This is a genomic window from Agrobacterium sp. SORGH_AS_0440 (genome assembly GCF_031453135.1).
GTDB classification, from domain to species: Bacteria; Pseudomonadota; Alphaproteobacteria; order Rhizobiales; family Rhizobiaceae; genus Agrobacterium; species Agrobacterium pusense.
Genome location: NZ_JAVIYR010000001.1, coordinates 249,106 through 267,219, shown reverse-complemented (window position 1 = coordinate 267,219; position 18,114 = coordinate 249,106). Strand labels below are relative to the sequence as shown.

Annotated in this window: 16 protein-coding genes and 2 pseudogenes; 13 read left to right on the top strand and 5 right to left on the bottom strand. The window is 60.3% G+C overall.

Annotated features, from left to right (window positions below):
- Positions 1-174 precede the first annotated feature (174 nt).
- From QE453_RS01265 to QE453_RS01230, 8 genes and pseudogenes are all read left to right on the top strand, one after another.
- Positions 175-1,129: pseudogene (locus QE453_RS01265) on the top strand (sugar-binding transcriptional regulator).
- A gap of 144 nt (positions 1,130-1,273) precedes the next feature.
- Positions 1,274-2,587 (top strand): sugar ABC transporter substrate-binding protein, encoded by a 1,314-nt coding sequence (locus QE453_RS01260; RefSeq protein WP_034496827.1) that lies wholly within the window; start codon positions 1,274-1,276, stop codon positions 2,585-2,587.
- A 166-nt stretch (positions 2,588-2,753) separates the two neighbouring features.
- Positions 2,754-3,626, top strand: a complete 873-nt coding sequence (locus tag QE453_RS01255) for a carbohydrate ABC transporter permease (RefSeq protein ID WP_034496826.1) — start codon at positions 2,754-2,756, stop codon at positions 3,624-3,626.
- A gap of 12 nt (positions 3,627-3,638) precedes the next feature.
- On the top strand, positions 3,639-4,463 hold the full coding sequence (locus QE453_RS01250; RefSeq protein WP_004445255.1) for a carbohydrate ABC transporter permease: 825 nt from the start codon (positions 3,639-3,641) through the stop codon (positions 4,461-4,463).
- A gap of 12 nt (positions 4,464-4,475) precedes the next feature.
- Positions 4,476-5,474 (top strand): ABC transporter ATP-binding protein, encoded by a 999-nt coding sequence (locus QE453_RS01245; RefSeq protein WP_309776205.1) that lies wholly within the window; start codon positions 4,476-4,478, stop codon positions 5,472-5,474.
- Positions 5,475-5,593: 119 nt separating this feature from the next.
- Complete coding sequence (locus QE453_RS01240) at positions 5,594-7,078, top strand: mannitol dehydrogenase family protein (protein WP_309776204.1); 1,485 nt, start codon at positions 5,594-5,596, stop codon at positions 7,076-7,078.
- Between the two features lie 7 nt (positions 7,079-7,085).
- The gene (locus QE453_RS01235) at positions 7,086-7,805 is read left to right on the top strand and encodes an HAD family hydrolase (RefSeq protein WP_037092314.1); all 720 of its coding nucleotides are present in this window, start codon (positions 7,086-7,088) and stop codon (positions 7,803-7,805) included.
- A gap of 60 nt (positions 7,806-7,865) precedes the next feature.
- On the top strand, positions 7,866-9,443 hold the full coding sequence (locus QE453_RS01230; RefSeq protein WP_309776203.1) for an FGGY-family carbohydrate kinase: 1,578 nt from the start codon (positions 7,866-7,868) through the stop codon (positions 9,441-9,443).
- Positions 9,444-9,546: 103 nt separating this feature from the next.
- On the opposite strand, the gene QE453_RS01225 is transcribed toward QE453_RS01230, so the two are convergent.
- The gene (locus QE453_RS01225) at positions 9,547-10,380 is read right to left on the bottom strand and encodes a MurR/RpiR family transcriptional regulator (RefSeq protein WP_309776202.1); all 834 of its coding nucleotides are present in this window, start codon (positions 10,378-10,380) and stop codon (positions 9,547-9,549) included.
- A 295-nt stretch (positions 10,381-10,675) separates the two neighbouring features.
- On the opposite strand from QE453_RS01225, the pseudogene QE453_RS01220 reads away from it, so the two are divergent.
- Positions 10,676-11,414: pseudogene (locus QE453_RS01220) on the top strand (sulfate transporter family protein).
- Here the strand turns inward: QE453_RS01220 and nth are convergent.
- Entirely contained in the window at positions 11,376-12,158 is a 783-nt protein-coding gene (nth, locus tag QE453_RS01215) for an endonuclease III (protein WP_309776201.1), read from the bottom strand. The pseudogene QE453_RS01220 and the gene nth sit on opposite strands and share 39 nt — an antisense overlap.
- Positions 12,159-12,195: 37 nt before the next feature.
- On the opposite strand from nth, the gene QE453_RS01210 reads away from it, so the two are divergent.
- Both QE453_RS01210 and QE453_RS01205 read left to right on the top strand, forming a co-directional pair.
- Complete coding sequence (locus QE453_RS01210) at positions 12,196-12,678, top strand: DUF2244 domain-containing protein (RefSeq protein ID WP_309776200.1); 483 nt, start codon at positions 12,196-12,198, stop codon at positions 12,676-12,678.
- Between the two features lie 217 nt (positions 12,679-12,895).
- Positions 12,896-13,768, top strand: a complete 873-nt coding sequence (locus tag QE453_RS01205; RefSeq protein ID WP_034496818.1) for a bifunctional helix-turn-helix domain-containing protein/methylated-DNA--[protein]-cysteine S-methyltransferase — start codon at positions 12,896-12,898, stop codon at positions 13,766-13,768.
- 69 nt (positions 13,769-13,837) lie between these two features.
- Here QE453_RS01205 and QE453_RS01200 read toward each other — a convergent pair whose 3' ends face one another.
- On the bottom strand, positions 13,838-14,812 hold the full coding sequence (locus tag QE453_RS01200; protein WP_034497564.1) for a sugar-binding transcriptional regulator: 975 nt from the start codon (positions 14,810-14,812) through the stop codon (positions 13,838-13,840).
- Positions 14,813-15,017: 205 nt separating this feature from the next.
- Here QE453_RS01200 and tal point away from each other — a divergent pair, with 205 nt between their 5' ends.
- Entirely contained in the window at positions 15,018-15,983 is a 966-nt protein-coding gene (tal, locus tag QE453_RS01195) for a transaldolase (protein ID WP_004445235.1), read from the top strand.
- Positions 15,984-16,086: 103 nt separating this feature from the next.
- On the opposite strand, the gene QE453_RS01190 is transcribed toward tal, so the two are convergent.
- Positions 16,087-16,854 (bottom strand): IclR family transcriptional regulator, encoded by a 768-nt coding sequence (locus tag QE453_RS01190; RefSeq protein WP_006699543.1) that lies wholly within the window; start codon positions 16,852-16,854, stop codon positions 16,087-16,089.
- A 205-nt stretch (positions 16,855-17,059) separates the two neighbouring features.
- Here QE453_RS01190 and QE453_RS01185 point away from each other — a divergent pair, with 205 nt between their 5' ends.
- The gene (locus QE453_RS01185; protein ID WP_004445231.1) at positions 17,060-17,791 is read left to right on the top strand and encodes an SDR family oxidoreductase; all 732 of its coding nucleotides are present in this window, start codon (positions 17,060-17,062) and stop codon (positions 17,789-17,791) included.
- Positions 17,792-17,847: 56 nt separating this feature from the next.
- Here the strand turns inward: QE453_RS01185 and QE453_RS01180 are convergent, their stop codons facing one another.
- Complete coding sequence (locus QE453_RS01180; RefSeq protein WP_003499086.1) at positions 17,848-18,021, bottom strand: DUF1328 domain-containing protein; 174 nt, start codon at positions 18,019-18,021, stop codon at positions 17,848-17,850.
- Positions 18,022-18,114 lie beyond the last annotated feature (93 nt).

Below are 18,114 nucleotides of genomic sequence, written 5' to 3'. Positions count from 1 at the left end.
TCCCCGCATATCGCTGGCGTTGCCCCCCTTATCTGACCCTTCGGGCCACCTTCTCCCCGGCGGGGAGAAGAATTACGCCGCACCGCCCAGCGTTCTCTTCCGCATCCCCCGTTTGACAGCCGCTGCAAAAAAATGCCAGCAAATGCGCAGACGTAATTCTCAGAGGGCAGCGGCATGGCCAGACGAAACGACGCACATGGACGGCTGGATGATGCGGCCCGTGCTGGCTGGCTTTATTATGTCGCCGGTCGCACGCAGGACGAGATCGCCGCCGCCATGGGCATTTCCCGGCAGTCGGCGCAGCGGCTTGTGTCGCTGGCCGTTGCCGAGCGGCTGATCAAGGTTCGGCTCGACCACCCCATCGCCGCCTGTCTCGAAAAAGCCGAACGTCTCAAGGAAAAATTTGGCCTTGGATATATCGAAGTCGTGCCGAGCGATCCTGCCGGGATTTCTTCCACGGTGGGGATCGCCGAGGCCGGAGCGGCGGAAATCGAGCGCTGGCTGAGAAATGTCGATCCCATCGTGCTCGCCATCGGCACCGGCCGTACATTGAAGGCCGCCGTGGACCAGCTGCCGCCGATGGAATGCCCGCAGCACCGCATCGTCTCGCTGACGGGCAATATCGGCCCAGACGGATCGGCCGCCTATTACAACGTCATCTTCAGCATGGCCGACGCGATCAAGGCCAGGCATTTCCCGATGCCGCTGCCGCGTGCTCTGCTCATCGGCGGAAGAACGCGAGTTGCTGCACGATCAATCCATGGTGCGCTCCACGCTGGCGCTGGGGGCCGCTGCCAATGTTACCTTCGTCGGTATCGGTGAACTCGGCGAAAATGCACCGCTCTGCGTCGATGGGTTTCTTGATGTCGACGAGATGAAGGCACTGATGGCGAGCGGGGCGGTGGGAGAGATTTGTGGGTGGATGTATGATGCCAACGGCCACATCCTCGATCACGCTGTCAACGAGCGCGTCGCCTCCGTTCCCATTCCCTCACGAGACACCTGCACCGTCATCGGCATGGCGCAGGGTGCCCGCAAGAACGCATCGATTCTGGCGGCGCTGAAGGGTGGCCTGTTGAACGGGCTCATCACCGACGAAGCGACAAGTGAATATTTGCTCACACACTGAGCAAAAATTAATTACGTAAAATCAAGAGCTTGGTTTTTCCCTGTGCGTCCCAGCACAGGATGTCGCTTGACATTTTTGGTCTCCGGGTGAGTAAATGCCCCAGAGCAAAGCGAATGCTCATCATTTTTCTTCTGGGAGGAAGATATGACATTGAAGACCATTTTGCTGGGCGCATGCTCGGCACTCGCCTTTTCGACCCTTGCATCCGCCGAGACGCTGACCATTGCCACCGTGAACAACGGCGACATGATCCGCATGCAGGGTCTCACCTCGGACTTCACCGCCAAGAACCCGGATATCAAGGTCGAATGGGTAACGCTTGAAGAAAACGTCCTGCGCGAGCGCGTGACGACCGATATCGCCACCAATGGCGGTCAATATGACATCATGACCATCGGCAACTACGAAGTGCCGATCTGGGCCAAGCAGGGCTGGCTGCTGCCGCTCGAAAAGCTCGGCGACAAATATGACGTCGACGACATTCTGCCGGCGATCCGTGGCGGCCTTTCCGCTGACGGCAAGCTTTACGCAGCCCCCTTCTACGGCGAATCCGCCATGATCATGTATCGCAAGGACCTGTTTGAAAAAGCCGGCCTGAAGATGCCTGATAACCCCACATGGGAATTCATCGGCGATGCGGCCCGCAAGATCACCGACCGCAAGGCCGATATCAACGGCATCTGCCTGCGCGGCAAGGCCGGCTGGGGCGAGAACATGGCCTTCATCAGCGCGCTCACCAACTCCTTCGGTGGCCGCTGGTTCGATGAAAACTGGAAGCCGCAGTTCGATCAGCCGGAATGGAAGAGCTCGCTGCAGTTCTACGTCGATCTGATGAAGGATGCCGGCCCGTCCGGTGCCTCCTCCAACGGTTTCAATGAAAACCTGACGCTGTTCCAGCAGGGCAAATGCGGCATGTGGATTGACGCCACTGTGGCTGCCTCCTTCGTTTCCAATCCGAAGGATTCCACCGTTGCCGACAAGGTGGGTTACGCGCTCTTCCCGACCCATGGCGAGCTGAAGAACCATGGCAACTGGCTGTGGTCCTGGAACCTTGCTATCCCGAAGAGCTCGCAGAAGGCCGAAGCCGCTGAGAAGTTCATCTCCTGGGCAACCAGCAAGGACTACACCGCACTCGTCGCTTCCAAGGAAGGCTGGGCAAACGTGCCTCCGGGCACGCGCACCTCGCTTTACAAGAACGCCGACTATGAAAAGGCAGCCGCCTTCGCCAAGCCGACGCTTGCCGCCATGGATGCCGCCGACATCACCAAGCCGACTGTAAAGCCCGTGCCTTACACCGGCGGCCAGTTCGTGGCGATCCCTGAATTCCAGGCGCTCGGCACCACGGTTGGTCAGCTGTTCTCGGCGGTCGTCGCCGGCCAGTCCAGCGTCGATGATGCGCTTGCCAGCGCCCAGTCGACCGCGACGCGCGAAATGACCCGCGCCGGTTACATCAAGTAATCCTCCCGAAGATCGCTGTCCGGCGCCAATGCCGGGCAGCGAGACTGCGGGCTGAAGACCGCTATGCGGCTTCGATAGCTTTCAAATCAAAACAAGAATGAGCCGGTTCTTCCGGATATGCCGGGCGCATCTCTTGATGCCCGAGCCCAAGGGGAGGTGAGTGCAAATGGCAACACGAAACACAAGCGGTCTTGCGCGGGTGATGCTTGCGCCTTCGGTTCTGCTGCTTCTGGTCTGGATGATCGTGCCTCTGGCAATGACCCTGTGGTTCTCGTTCCAGAACTACAACCTCCTGAACCCGGCCAATGTCAGCTTCGCCGGCCTGTTCAATTATCAGTATTTCTACACCGACCCCGCCTTTTTCCAGTCGATCTGGAACACGCTGCTGATCGTCGGCGGGGTGCTTTTGATCACCGTGATCGGCGGCATTGCCATTGCTCTGTTGCTTGACAACGACATTTTCGGCCAGGGCATCGTGCGCATCATGATCATCTCGCCCTTCTTCGTCATGCCGCCGGTTGCCGCGCTGGTGTGGAAGAACATGATCATGCATCCCGGCTACGGCGTGCTTGCCGATCTCTCGCGCTTTTTCGGTTTCCAGCCCGTGGACTGGTTTGCACAGTTTCCGCTGCTGTCCATCATCATCATCGTCGCCTGGCAATGGCTGCCCTTTGCGACGCTGATCCTGCTCACCGCACTGCAATCGCTCGATGGCGAGCAAAAGGAAGCGGCCGAGATGGATGGCGCCAACTTCGCCAACCGCTTCATCTATCTGACGCTGCCGCATCTTTCGCGCGCCATCACGGTCGTCATCCTGATCCAGACGATCTTCCTGCTCGGCGTCTACGCGGAAATCCTCGTCACCACCAATGGCGGCCCAGGCTACGCTTCCACCAACCTTGCCTTCCTGATCTATCGCACCGCACTTCTGGGTTACGACGTCGGTGGCGCTTCGGCCGGCGGTATCATCGCCGTCATCCTCGCCAATATCGTCGCCATCTTCCTGATGCGCGCGGTCGGCAAGAACCTCGACCGGTAAAGGGGAAACATCATGGCCCGCAAGACAACCACTCGCGCAAAGATCGGCTTCTCCATCGCTGCATGGATCGTCGCGCTCCTGCTGTTCTTCCCGATCCTTTACGCCTTCCTCACTTCGATCAAGACCGAGCCGGAGGCGATCGCCGGCTTCAGCCTCATTCCCTCGGGCACGCTTGAGAATTACGTGACGGTCCAGACCCAGCGCGATTACTTCAAGCCCTTCATGAACTCGGTGGTGCTGTCACTAGGTTCTACGATCATCGCGCTGATCATCGCCATTCCTGCGGCGTGGGCCATGGCTTTCTCGCCGACCAAGCGCACCAAGGACATTTTGATGTGGATGCTTTCCACCAAGATGATGCCGGCGGTGGCCGTTCTGGTGCCGATCTATCTGATCTTCCGCAATGCCGGTCTGCTCGATACCCGGATCGGTCTCACCATCATGCTGACTTTCATCAACCTGCCGATCGTCATCTGGATGCTCTACACCTATTTCCGGGAAATTCCCGGCGAGATCCTGGAAGCCGCGCGCATGGATGGCGCATCGCTGTGGAACGAGATCGTGCATGTGCTGACACCGATGGCGGTGCCCGGCATTGCCTCAACGCTGCTCTTGAACGTCATCCTCGCCTGGAATGAATCCTTCTGGACCATCCGGCTGACCACCACCAATGCAGCGCCGCTAACGGCCTTCATTGCCTCCTTCTCCTCGCCGCAGGGGCTGTTCTGGGCAAAACTTTCGGCCGCCTCGATGATGGCGATCGCCCCCATTCTCGTCATTGGCTGGTTCTCGCAGAAGCAACTCGTGCGCGGCCTGACCTTCGGCGCCGTGAAATAAGGAACGACAAACATGGGCAGCATTTCCCTTCAGAACGTGTCCAAGGTCTTCGGTGAGGCAAAGGTCATCCCGTCGATCGATCTCGATATCCACGATGGCGAATTCGTCGTCTTTGTCGGTCCCTCCGGTTGCGGCAAGTCCACGCTTCTGCGCCTGATCGCCGGGCTGGAGGATGTCTCCGGCGGCAAGATCGTCATCGACGGCAAGGATGTGACCGAGCGGGCGCCGGCCGAACGTGGCCTTGCCATGGTGTTCCAGTCCTATGCGCTCTATCCGCATATGAGCGTCAGGAACAACATCGCCTTTCCGTTGAAGATGGCCAAGCTCGACAAGGCGGTTATCGACAAGAAGGTGGAGGATGCGGCACGGGTGCTGAACCTCACCGATTATCTCGAACGCCGGCCCTCACAGCTCTCGGGCGGCCAGCGCCAGCGCGTGGCCATCGGCCGCGCCATCGTGCGCGAGCCTTCCGCCTTCCTGTTTGATGAGCCGCTCTCCAACCTCGATGCGGCGCTGCGCGGCACCATGCGGCTGGAAATCTCCGAGCTGCACAACACGCTGAAAACGACGATGATCTACGTTACCCACGACCAGGTGGAGGCCATGACCATGGCCGACAAGATCGTGGTGCTGAACCGTGGCAATATCGAGCAGGTCGGTTCGCCGATGGAGCTCTATCGCTCTCCCGCCAACCTCTTCGTCGCCGGCTTCATCGGCTCGCCGCGCATGAACCTCATCACCGGTGACTTCGCCCGCCAAAAGGGTGCCGCCACAGCCGGGGTTCGGCCGGAACATCTGGTGCTGTCGAAGGAGAGCGGTCTCTGGCAGGGCAAGGTCACCGTCGCCGAACATCTCGGCTCCGACACATTTCTGCATATCGATGTCCCAGGCATCGGCCCGATTACCGCCCGCGCGGACGGCGAATTCGCCTGCAAGCACGGCGACACTGTCTTCATCACGCCCGACGATACCAAAATCCACAGGTTCGATGACAAGGGCAACGCAATCTAGGCGGGGCTGGCCATCAAGACGCAGCGGCTCGCCATTCGGTGGCGGCCGTTTGCAGATAGTCCGAATGCCCGCGACAGGGCGATTGGCAAGACCACCGTTTTCCCTTCGAGGATCATGACATGACATGCAAACTTTCCCTCGCAACGCTTGACGAAGCAAAAAAGACCGCGGCCGTTCCGTCCTACGGCCGGGACGATCTTTCTGCCGGCATCGTGCATTTCGGCGTTGGCAATTTCCACCGCGCCCATCAGGCGGTTTATCTCGACGACCTGTTCAACACCGGAGCGGACCATGACTTCGCGATCATCGGCGCGGGTGTCCTGCCGTCGGATACGGTGATGCGCGAAAAACTCGCCGCACAGGATTTCCTGACGACCGTTGTAGAGCAGGACAATAACCGCACCGGTGCGCGTGTCACCGGGCCGATGATCGATATTCTGCCGGTCGGCGATAGCGCGGCGATAATCGAAAAACTGGCCGATCCGAAGATTCGCATCGTCTCCATGACGATCACGGAAGGCGGTTATTTCATTGACGCCTCCGGCTCCTTCAATCCGCAGCATCCGGCGATTGCCGAAGACGGCAGAAATCCGGCTTCGCCGAAAACCGTGTTCGGGCTGATCGTCGCCGGGCTGAAGGCGCGGCGCGAGAAGGGCGTACAGCCTTTCACCGTCATGTCCTGCGACAACATTCCGCATAATGGCAAGGTCACGAAAAATGCCGTGGTCGGGCTGGCGGCTTTGTCCGATCCTGCCTTTGCCAACTGGATTGGCGAAAACGTTGCCTTCCCCAATTCGATGGTCGACCGCATCACGCCAGCCACCGGCGAGCGCGAACGCAACATCGCCCAAGACGATTTTGGCATCGACGACAACTGGCCGGTCTTCTGCGAAGAATTCAAGCAATGGGTGATGGAGGATAATTTCCCGGCGGGCCGCCCGGCGCTCGAGAAAGCGGGCGTGCAGTTCGTATCCGATGTTGCGCCCTATGAGCATATGAAAATCCGCATCCTCAATGGCGGCCATGCGGCAATCGCCTATCCGGCGGCGCTGCTCGACATCCACTTTGTCCACGAGGCGATGGAGCATCCGCTGATCCGGGCGTTTCTGGCAAAGCTCGAAAAGGAAGAGATCATACCGGTCATTCCGCCGGTGCCGGATACGGACCTTAATGAGTATTTCGCGCTGATCGAGCGGCGCTTCCTCAATCCAAAGATTGGCGACACCATTCCGCGCCTGGCGCAGGACGGTTCCAACCGCCAGCCGAAATTCATCCTGCCTTCCACCGCCGACCGGCTGGAGCGCGGAGAGGATATCACCGGTCTTTCGCTGGTTTCGGCCTTGTGGTGCCGCTATTTCTACGGCACGTCCGACAGCGGCAAGGAAATCGTCTTCAACGATGCCAGCGCCGAGCGCCTGCAGGCGGCGGCCATCAAGGCCAAGGACGATCCCATGGCCTTCCTCGCGCTTAACGATATTTTCGGAGCAGTTGCCGAATCGGAACTTTTCCGTAAACGCTTCGCCCACGCGCTGAAGACGCTGTGGCAAGAGGGTACAGCGAAGACCTTGCAGCTTTATCTGGATGACAAGCTGGCTGAAAAGTGACGATGAGATGGAAGACGACACCGGCCCCCTTTTGATTTTCGACTGCGACGGCGTTCTCGTCGACAGCGAGCCGGTTTCCATCTCCGTCCTCCTCGACATGCTCTCCCATCTGGGTGTGACGATGGGGGAGGAGGAAGCCTATGAGCGCTTTCTCGGCCGAAGCGTCGCCAGCATGACAAGGACGTTGTTCGAGGATTACGGTGTCGAGACGGATATCGATTTTCTCGATCATATGCGGGCGACGCTGTTCGAGCGCTTCAAAAGCGAGTTGCAGCCGATCGACGGCATTGCGCAGACGCTCGACAGGCTTGTGCCATTCAGGCGCTGTGTTGCTTCCTCCAGTCAGCCGGAACGTATCCGTTATTCACTGGGGTTGACCGGCCTGATCGACAAATTCGAACCGCATGTCTTCAGCGCCACCATGGTGAAGAACGGCAAGCCGGCGCCTGATCTCTTCCTGCACGCGGCGCGCCAGATGGGCGTCGATCCGCGTCACTGCATCGTGATCGAGGACAGCCCGGCCGGTATTGCCGCGGCAAAGGCCGCCGGCATGGGCGTTTTTGCTTTTACCGGTGGTTCGCATGCCCGTTTTCCCGCATTCCGTGAAAAGATCGCCGGGCTTGGCGCGGATGCCGTGTTTGACGCGATGCCGGATTTGGTCCAACTTGTCGGCAGCTATGTGGGGAAGGGCGGTTTGGGCGGCCAAGCGGAACGTGATGCAGGCTAAAACGGATTTCGCCTGCCGCCGCTGTCGCCGGGCCGTTGCGCAAGGGATGGAATTGCAGTCTTGAAGCGTCAAAATCTCGTCGCTGTCGATGTCGGCACCGCCAGCGCCCGGGCCGGCATTTTCGATGCGGCCGGCCGGCTGCTTGCCCGCGCCACCCATCCGATCCTGATGCAGAGACCGCAGGAAAACCACGCCGAACATGATTCCACCGACATATGGAAGGCAGTCTGCATCGTGGTAAGGGCAGCGCTTGCCGAGGCGGGTGTTGCGCCGGAAAGCATTGCTGCAATCGGTTTCGATGCCACCTGCTCACTCGTCATCCGCGATGGGCGGGGTGAGCCGGTTTCGGTATCCGTGACCGGGGAAGACCGGTTCGACACCATCGTCTGGCTCGATCACCGGGCGATATCGGAGGCCGACCGGCTGACGGCATCGGGACACCGGGTGCTGGATTTCGCCGGCAACAGCGTCTCGCCGGAAATGCAGATGCCGAAGCTGATGTGGCTGAAGCAGCATATGCCCGAGAGCTGGTCGCGCATGTCCTTCGCCTTCGATCTGGCGGATTTCCTGACGTGGAAAGCGACCGGTTCAGCAAAACGTTCTAATTGCACGCAGACGGCGAAGTGGAATTTTCTTGCGCAGGAAAATCCCGGCTGGCAGGCGGATTATCTCGAACTGGCGGGGCTTGCCGACTTGAGAGAGCGGGCGGGGCTCCCCGAAACCACCGTGATGCCGGGAGAAAGCATCGGTCCGCTTTCGCCCGAAGCTGCAGCCGAGCTTGGTCTGGATACCGGTTGTCAGGTCGCTGCGGGCATGATCGACGCCTATGCCGGCGCGCTGGGGGCGCTGGGCGGATGCCTGTCTGCCGATGTTGGCCGCCATGTTGCGCTGATCGCCGGGACTTCGAGCTGCCTTGTTGCGGTGTCGGAGCGGCAAATGCCCGGCCATAGCCTCTGGGGCCCCTATTGGCAGGCGATCCTGCCCGAGCACTGGCTGGTGGAGGGCGGGCAATCGGCCACCGGCGCGCTGCTCGATCATATGGTACGCATGCATGCGGCGGGCGGGGAGCCGGATACGGCGCTGCATGCCCGCATCGTTGCGCGGGTAACGGAATTGCGGGCGCTTGAGGGCGAGGCCTTTGCCGAGCGGCTGCATGTGCTGCCGGATTTTCACGGCAACCGCTCCCCGCTTGCCGATCCGCACGCCGTCGGCGTCATCAGCGGGCTGACATTGGATACGTCTTTCGACAGCCTCTGCCGTCTCTATTGGCGCACCGCCGTCGCGATTGCGCTCGGCGCGCGCCATGTGCTCGATGCGATGGAGCGTTTCGGTTATGCCGTGGAGAGCCTGCATGTCACTGGCGGACACGTGAAAAACCCGCTGCTGATGGAGCTTTATGCCGATGTGACCGGCAAGCGCATCGTGGTTCCCGCCACTGCCGATGCGGTGTTATTGGGCACGGCAATGACAGCGGCAACCGCCGGCGGGGTGCATGCAAGCCTCGCCGCTGCTGGCGCCGCCATGTATCCCGGCAACGCGGAAATATCAGGCGATCCGGCGCGGGGACCACGTTATGAGCGGGATTATCGCCGTTTTCTCGCCATGTACCGGCATCGTCAGGAACTGGAAAGTCTTTGACTTATCAGCGCGGAATTTTTGCTGACGGATGCCGCGCGATTCTTCTCCGGCGGGAGAAGAAACAGGTGGTGGCCACTCGATCCTGCCGCCTGCCAAGAGCAGATCAGCCGCGTAGCGAGCGCTTCAGCGCGGCAAAGTTTTTCGCCCGCGCTTTTGTTGCGTCATCGGCCCCGGCGCTTAGCGCGCAGAGGGTGAATTCCAGCAGGGAAACCAGTTGCAGCAAGCCTTGGCCGCCATTTTGCGCCTGCGGCATGGCGATACAGAGGTCGGCACTTTCCGGACCCCATTCGTAAAAGCGCGTGGTGATCAGCAATGTGCGATAGCCGCTCTTGCGCGCCATTGCAGCCAAGCGCTGCAGCGGTGACAGGCTGCCGCCGCAATCCATGATGACGAGCAGGGTCTTCGCGGCGTCGAAATCCCACAGGGCGACATAGGCGGCGCTGTCGCTACCGAGATAATGGATGTGCCCCCGGCTTTCGAGAAGACGCGCGTAGAAATGCCGCCCGGCATCGAGACCTTCCGGCGAGGTTGCCAGAAAGACATCGCCCGCCGTGGCGATCTCGTTCATGGCAAGCCGCCAGATTGACTGGGACGTCATGTCGAAGGCGGTCTGGACGGCCTGGATCTGCTGCGAAAGAAGCTGTGAAAACGGGTTGGACTGGCGTTCGCCGCCTTCCGCCGTTGCGGGCTGGTCCGCGCCGGCGGTTTCTTCGGCATGGCGCAGATCGGCGCGGATATCGCTGAACTGCCGGTATCCCAGCGAGCGCAGGAAACGTCCGACCGTCATCGGGCTGAGGCCGAGCTTCGCAGCCAGCGTCTGCGCCGTCTCGAACGGTAATTCGTCGAGATGTTCGATCAGATATTTGGCGATCTTGCGCTCGGAAGGGGTGCCTGCCTTCATGGCGCGCGTAAGGTTCAACAGCAGCTTTTCCACCAACGCCTCATTCTTATCTTTATTGAACGATGATGCATGCGCGCGCGCAGACAAGCGTGCGAACCGCAATTTGACGGTGGGGGATAGCTTTTCCGGCCTTGTCCTCCACCGGACCGGAATGCGAATTATGATAGGTATATTATTATATTTTAGAGATACCTTTTATTCAAGAGAAATTCCATCTCCGGTTTAGATCGCGCTAATCTACCTTTTGGGTCCCCGTCTTGCGCAGGATGGGGTCATCGCCTATCTCCTCCTGAGAGAGTGCCCCAACCCGAGAAGCTTCAAGGAGTTCCGAATGATTTTTGATGCGGCGCGGCTCGCCTTCCAAAATCTCTTTGCCGCCGAAACCCGGTCGGTATTCTGGAAGGTACTGGGGCTCACCCTTCTCGTGCTCGCGGCCCTGTGGTTCGCCATCCGCTCGATCTTCATCTATTTCGCCCTGCCATGGATAGACGCGCTGATTCCCGGCGTGCCGGACTGGGCGGGCTGGCTGAGCTTCGTTTTCGCCATTTTCGCCGGAATAGGGCTGGCTTTGGCACTGGCGCTGCTCATCTCGCCGGTCACTGCCGTCATCGCCGGCCTGTTTCTCGACGATGTCGCCGAAGTGGTTGAAAAGAAGAGCTATCCGGACGATCCGCCCGGCAAGGCGATGCCGATGGGCGAGGCCGTGCTCTCCTCCATCAAGTTTTTCGGCGTTGTCATTGCCGGCAACCTCATTGCGCTTTTTCTGCTGCTTGTTCCCGGTATCAACCTCATCGCGTTTTTTCTGGTGAACGGTTACCTGCTCGGCCGGGAATTCTTCGAATTCGCGGCGATGCGTTTCCGCTCGCCCCGCTGACGCCCGGCTGTTCCGGGTAAAACACCGCACCACCGTCTTCATGGCCGGGCTGGTCATTGCGGCCTTTCTGGCGGTTCCATTCCTCAACCTGCTGACGCCGCTTTTTGCGGCCTCCATGATGGTGCATCTGCACAAGGCTGTCAGCCGCCGCGACCCTTCATTCGCCGCCAGCCGAACCGAACAGCTGCGCGGGTAATTCCACCAGCGGCGCCGGAATATCGAAGGTCTTTTCCGGCGATTTGCAGATATCGGCAATCACGCAACGCTCGCATTCCGGCTTGCGTGCCTTGCAGCAGTAACGCCCGTGCAGGATCAGCCAGTGATGGGCATGGAACAGATATTCTTCGGGAATGATGCGGATCAGCCGGTCTTCAACCTCGTCAGGGGTCTTGCCCGGCGCAAGACAGAGCCGGTTGGCGATGCGGAACACATGTGTGTCCACCGCAAGCGTGGGCACGCCGAAGGCCATCGACATCACCACATTGGCCGTCTTGCGGCCCACACCGGGAAGCGTCACCAGTTCGTCGCGGGTCTTCGGCACCTCGCCGCCGAAATTGTCGATCAGCATCTGCGACAGGGCAATGACGTTCTTCGCCTTGTTACGGTAAAGCCCGATGGTCTTGATGTAACCGATCAGTTCTTCCTCGCCGAGCGCCAGCATCTTTTCCGGCGTATCGGCCACCCTGAACAGCGCGCGGGTGGCCCGGTTCACGCCCACATCGGTCGCCTGTGCGGACAGCGCCACAGCCACCAGCAGGGTGAAGGGATTGGTATGTTCCAGCTCGCCTTTCGGTTCCGGCCGCTGGATGGAAAAGCGGCGGAAGATTTCGCTGAGCTCCTCCCTAAAATAGGCCGTCTTCACCTGCGTCGGCCTGCGCGCGGCTGCCGGATTTGACTTTTTCAAGGTTTGGGTGCTGGATCGTTTCTTGGCGATTGTCATGGATTATCTATAGCCAGCCCGCCCAAAGGAAAGCAACGTGGATACGCTCAACGACCAGCCGATTTTCGCGGCGGAACTCGTTCCGCACCGTTCGCTTGGCCGCCGCGGTTTCCGGCTGCTTCTCATCCTGTCGGGACTTGCCTGCCTGATCTATGGCGGCTTTTTCTTCGCCACCGGAGCATGGCCGATCGGCCTGTTTTTCGGACTGGATTTTCTGCTGCTTTATATCGCTTTCCGCGTCAATTACCGGGCGGCCAAGGCGCGGGAGGAGGTCAGCGTCTCGCGCACCAGCCTGTCGATCCGAAAATTCTCCCCTGCCGGACGAATGGTGGAGCATCGCTTCAATCCGTTCTGGGCGCGTTTCAGGGTGAGGCGGCATGACGAGATCGGCATCGTCTCGATGCATGTGACGGGCGAGGGCCGGGCGACCGACATCGGCTCGTTCCTCAATCCGGATGATCGGGAAAGCTTTGCCAAGGCGTTTGGCGGTGCGCTGGCGACGGTGCGGCGGCGGATGTAAGAGGATAATCCAGCTCTCCCTCCGTCATTCCGGCCCTGAGCCGGAATCCAGCCGACGCGCGTCGGCGCGGCGGAAAAGACTCCTTTCAGCCCAAGGACTTGGGCTGGCTGGATACCGGCTCGAGGCCGGTATGACGGTAGAAATGGAGCAGGGCGCAAGAAACGGGTGGAGACGACCACACTTTAATGGTTTTCTCTTACCCGTTAGGAGATTTGCGATGAACGCCAATATTGCGCTGAACGAAGACATCACCCCCATCGGATCCGATTACGACACGGTGCGCGGGGTCATCGAGCTTTTGACGCTGGATTATCGCGAGCAGCCCTCCCTCGAAGCCATTGCCGCAAGGCTCGGCCAGTCACCGACGCAATTGCAGAAGACTTTCACCCGCTGGGCCGGCCTTTCGCCCAAGGCATTCCTTCAGGCTGTAACGCTCGATCATGCCAAGCGGCTTTTGCGCGAGGAGGATCTGCCACTGCTCGAAACCTCGATCGAGGTCGGCATGTCGGGGCCGGGACGCCTGCACGACCTCTTCGTCACGCATGAAGCCATGTCGCCCGGCGAATGGAAGGCGAAGGGCGGCGGGCTGACGATCCGCTACGGGTTCCACGCCTCGCCCTTCGGCCTTGCGCTGGTCATGGTGACCGATCGTGGCCTTGCCGGCTGCGCTTTTGCCGATCCGGGTGAGGAGAGGGCCTGTTTTGAGGACATGGCCGGCCGCTGGCCGAATGCGGATTATGTCGAGGATCGCGAAGCGACCGCGCCTTATGCCGCCCGCATCTTCGATCCGTCAATGTGGTCGGCGGACAGGCCGCTGCGTGTTGTGCTGCTCGGCACGGATTTTCAGGTGCGGGTATGGGAAAGCCTCCTCAAAATCCCGATGGGCCGCGCGGTCACCTATTCGCACATCGCCTGTGATATCGGCCAGCCCACCGCCTCCCGCGCCGTGGGTGCCGCAGTGGGGGCAAACCCGGTGTCCTTCGTTGTTCCCTGCCATCGCGCTGTCGGCAAAAGCGGGGCTCTAACGGGTTACCATTGGGGCCTCACTCGCAAGCGGGCGATGCTGGGTTGGGAAACGGGAAAGGTGTGAGGCTGGTCTCCCTCATCCCTGTGCTTGTCACAGGAATGAGGGGTGTCTGAGTAGGCTGCCTGACAACGCCTAAACTAGCTCCATCAACGCTCGCGCCGCCGCCTCGTCCGTTATCAGCGTATTGCAGCCGATCCGCTTGATCGTGGCGCGGATGGCGATGGCGCGGTGGGCGCCGCCGGAGGCAAGCACGATGTGTTTGGCCTTGCGCAGCGTGTCGAGATCGATCGCCATGGCGCGCTGGTTGATTGGATGATCGACCGAGCGGCCCTCGGCATCGATGAAGTTGAACATGGTGTCGCAGACGCAGCCGGCGTCAATGAGTTCGCGCAGCGTCTCCCTGGAGATGAAACCTTCCGACAAAGATGTGGAGTGCGGGCCGATATCGCCGCAGGAGACGATGGCAAGATCGAGCGTTTCGGCGAGATCGTACAGAGTTGCAAGCCCGCATTTTTCGATCAGCGCCCGTTTGGTCTCGACCGAATCCACCAGCAGCGGTGCGAGGAACATGTAACATTCCGCGCCGAGCGCGCTCGCCAGCCGCCAGGTGTAATCGAGCGGGTTGGTCTGGTGCACGGCGACGATACCGCCGAGCAGCGAAACGACCTTGCAGTTCTCCCGGCGCGGCGGGCGGAAGCTGGAAAGCGAGGCGGTCATGGTGCGACCCCAGCCAACGCCGATGGTGGCGCCATTCGGCACCGCTTCGGAGAGAAATTGCCCGAGCGCCAGCCCGACGGCCTTGGCGGTGCCTTCCGCACTGGCTTTGTCTGGAGAGGGGATGATCACGGCCTCGTCCAGCCCGTAAGCCGCCTCAAGCTGGCCGGCCAGCGAGACGAAATCTTCGATACCCTCATTGATCCATATCTGCACTTCGGAGCGCTTCATCGCTTCGTCCAGCAGTCGTATGACGGTGGAGCGGCTGATACCCAGTTTTTCGGCGACGTCCTTCTGCGTCATGCCCTGATTATAATAGAGCCATGCCGCCCGCAGCCGCAGCGAAGCCGCTTCCGAATAGGCCGTATGGGTTTCTCTTCTCAGTTTTGCCACGGTTTCCGCCATTCATTGTGTTTGCCGAGTATCGCAGGCATGAAACTTATGTCAATTGCGATGCGCAAATGTCTTGACTTTCGACCGTGCCGCTTGCGATAGTCAGAGCCGACGAAACCGCGATTTCGGCCTTGGGCGCACCCATGGTGCGGGAACGAAATGACGGCTGAGCAAGTTTTCAAGAGATCATGAAGGATCATTCGATATGACATCCAAACTCGAACAACTTCGCGCCATCACCACGGTCGTTGCCGACACCGGCGATATCGAGGCGGTTGCCCGCCTGAAGCCGGTGGATTGCACCACCAACCCGACCATCGTTCTGAAGGCGCTTGGCACGCCGGCATTTGCCGATGCGGTCAAGGAAGCCGTCGCCTGGGGCAAGAAGCAGGGCGGCCAGTCCGACGCCGTTGTTGCTGCCGTTGCCGATCGTCTGGCCATCTCCGTGGGGGCAGCGCTTGCCGGCCTCGTGCCGGGCCGCGTATCGACCGAAGTCGATGCCGACCTTTCATTCGATACCGAAGCCTCCATCACGAAGGCCCGCCACATCATTGCCGCCTACAAGGAGCGCGGCATCGAGCGTGAACGCATCCTCATCAAGCTTGCTTCCACCTGGGAAGGCATCAAGGCTGCCGAAGTGCTGCAGTCCGAAGGCATCGACTGCAACCTGACGCTCCTTTTCTCGCAGGCTCAGGCGATTGCCTGCGCCGAAGCCAAGGTCTTCCTCATTTCGCCCTTCGTCGGCCGTATCCTTGACTGGTACAAGAAGTCGACCGGCGAAAACTACACCGCCGAGACCGATCCGGGCGTCGTTTCCGTGCGCAGCATCTACAACTACTACAAGGCCAATGGCATCAGCACCGTCGTCATGGGCGCGTCCTTCCGCAACGTCGGCGAAATCGAAGCGCTTGCCGGTTGCGACCGCCTGACGATCAGCCCGGCGCTGCTGGAAGAGCTGGACAAGGATACCGGCAAGCTGGAGCGCAAGCTTTCGGCAGACAACGTCAAGGCCGAGCCGCTGCAGTCGCTGGACGAGAAGGCATTCCGCTGGGCGCTGAACGAAGACGCAATGGCCACCGAGAAGCTCTCGGAAGGTATCCGCCTCTTCGCCAAGGATCTGGTGACGCTGCGCGAAATGGTGCGCAAGGAACTGACGGCCGCCGCCGCCTGACGAAAAAAGGGGGAACCATCCACGTTCCCCCGACGTTTACGAGACATAAATCTCCAGTCAACTGAAACGCGATCGGGTCCCTGCCGGTCGCGTTTTTTTGTGCTCAGATAGTGCCCGTCACGATCTCGGAGATACGTTTTGCTGCCTCGCGGATCAACACCTCACAGGCCTCGCGTGTGGGCGCCTTGCCGCCAAGAGGGGTAATATAGGGACAGGTGATCACGGCCAGCGCGGTGCCATCGAGCGTCAGCACCGGAGCGGAAATATTGCGGACACCGGCGGTCTGGAGGCTGTCCATCGATTCGAAGCCGTTCTTGCGCACCTCTGCCAGCCGATCGGCAAGACCCGGCGGTATGGTCTCGCCGCTGCCGCGCACCTGTTCGGTTATCATGATCTGGCGCTGTGCTTCTGTCTGGAAGGCCAGAAGCACGTGGCCCGAGCCGGTGTGGAACAGGCTCATCTGCGCGCCGACACGCATGGACATGGCCCAGTAGGTGGATGATTCCTGTTGGGCAATGACCACAACGCTGCCGCGATCATGGACCGCCAGATGGCAGGCCTGTTCCGCACTCGCCGAAAAATCGCGCATGACAGGGGCCGCGAAGGAAACCAGCCGGCGGATAGGCGCATGGAAATGCGCCAGCCCGAACATCTTCAGCGTCAAAGAGAATCGATCGCCGTCAAGCCGCTGCACATAACCCCGGCGCACCAGCCGGTCCAGCATGCGGTAAAGCTCGTTGGGGCTCTTTCCGATGGACTTGGCGATCTCGATCTGCGTCAGCCCGCCATCGGTGCGGGCCAGAAGTTCGAGAATGTCCAGGCCCTTGTCGAGGGCGGGAGCGCGATATCTTTCGCTGTCGTCGTCAGTCATCTGGCCTCGATGATGATGGTGTGTATGGTCGCCGGCGCCGGGCTGGGCCTGAAAATAGGCTTGCCCTATACCGGCCGTCCACGCAAGTTTGCTTGACGCCATATGAATACCGCGTTTACATATGAATTGTCGATCCATATTTGAGGTCACTGAAATTCAACGGCTCGGCCCCGGCAGGCGGGCGTGCCTTAGCGGGAGGCTATTCATGGTGCAGGATTTTAACGGCCGGACAGTGGTGATCACCGCGGCCGGTCAGGGTATCGGGCGGGCGGCGGCAGAGCGGTTCGTGTCGCTCGGGGCGCGCGTCATCGCCACCGATATCAATGAGCAGGCGCTTTCTACGCTCAAGGGGGCAGAGACGCGGGTTCTGAACGTGCTCGACGGCGATGGCGTAAAAGATTTTGCCGCCGATATCGGCCATGCGGATGTGCTGTTCAACTGCGCCGGTTTTGTTCATTCCGGCACCATCCTCGAGTGTGAGGAGAAGGACTGGGATTTCTCCTTCGACCTCAACGCAAAGGCCATGTACCGTACCTGCCGCGCGTTCCTGCCCGGCATGCTGGAGAAGGGAAAGGGCGCGATCGTCAACATGTCCTCGGTTGCTTCCAGCGTAAAGGGCGTGCCAAACCGGTTTGCCTACACCGCTTCCAAGGCCGCCGTTGTGGGCCTGACCAAGGCGATTGCGGCGGACTTCGTGACAAAGGGCATTCGTTGCAACGCCATCTGCCCCGGAACGGTGGATAGCCCTTCGCTGCACGATCGTCTGCGCGCCACCGGCAATTACGAACAGGCTCTTGCAGATTTCATCGCGCGCCAGCCTATGGGTCGCATCGCCACGCCGGAAGAGATCGCAGCGCTCGTCACCTACCTCGCGTCAGACGAAGCAGGTTTCACCACCGGCCAGATCCATGTCATTGATGGCGGTTGGACGGGCTGACGGATTTTAAGGGAGAGAGGAGGGCGACCGGCGTGACAACCGGTCGCCTTTTTCATTCAGACGACGGCGCTTCCGGCCATCAGTGCAAGCACGAGGAAGACCAGGAAGATCACCACGGCGATGAAGAACAGAATGCGGGCCACGCCGGCTGCGGCTGCCGAAATGCCGGTAAAGCCGAACACGCCCGCGATCAAAGAAATGACAAAGAAAATAAGAGCCCATTTAAGCATGGCGCTTCCCCTTTTGCGAAATTTTCCCGAGCCGCCGCCCCGCGACAGGCTCGATAAAATGACGCGCAAAAGGAGAAAATGTTCCACGCGCCC

Excerpts from the sequence above, each read along its gene's own strand:
- QE453_RS01205 (WP_034496818.1), top strand. The coding sequence starts at position 12,896 with ATGAACGCCAATATTGCGCTGAACGAAGACATCACCCCCATCGGATCC.
- QE453_RS01260 (WP_034496827.1), top strand. The coding sequence starts at position 1,274 with ATGACATTGAAGACCATTTTGCTGGGCGCATGCTCGGCACTCGCCTTT.
- QE453_RS01190 (WP_006699543.1), bottom strand. The coding sequence starts at position 16,854 with ATGACTGACGACGACAGCGAAAGATATCGCGCTCCCGCCCTCGACAAG.
- QE453_RS01250 (WP_004445255.1), top strand. The coding sequence starts at position 3,639 with ATGGCCCGCAAGACAACCACTCGCGCAAAGATCGGCTTCTCCATCGCT.
- QE453_RS01180 (WP_003499086.1), bottom strand. The coding sequence starts at position 18,021 with ATGCTTAAATGGGCTCTTATTTTCTTTGTCATTTCTTTGATCGCGGGC.
- QE453_RS01240 (WP_309776204.1), top strand. The coding sequence starts at position 5,594 with ATGACATGCAAACTTTCCCTCGCAACGCTTGACGAAGCAAAAAAGACC.
- nth (WP_309776201.1), bottom strand. The coding sequence starts at position 12,158 with ATGACAATCGCCAAGAAACGATCCAGCACCCAAACCTTGAAAAAGTCA.
- QE453_RS01245 (WP_309776205.1), top strand. The coding sequence starts at position 4,476 with ATGGGCAGCATTTCCCTTCAGAACGTGTCCAAGGTCTTCGGTGAGGCA.
- QE453_RS01255 (WP_034496826.1), top strand. The coding sequence starts at position 2,754 with ATGGCAACACGAAACACAAGCGGTCTTGCGCGGGTGATGCTTGCGCCT.
- tal (WP_004445235.1), top strand. The coding sequence starts at position 15,018 with ATGACATCCAAACTCGAACAACTTCGCGCCATCACCACGGTCGTTGCC.
- QE453_RS01235 (WP_037092314.1), top strand. The coding sequence starts at position 7,086 with ATGGAAGACGACACCGGCCCCCTTTTGATTTTCGACTGCGACGGCGTT.
- QE453_RS01185 (WP_004445231.1), top strand. The coding sequence starts at position 17,060 with ATGGTGCAGGATTTTAACGGCCGGACAGTGGTGATCACCGCGGCCGGT.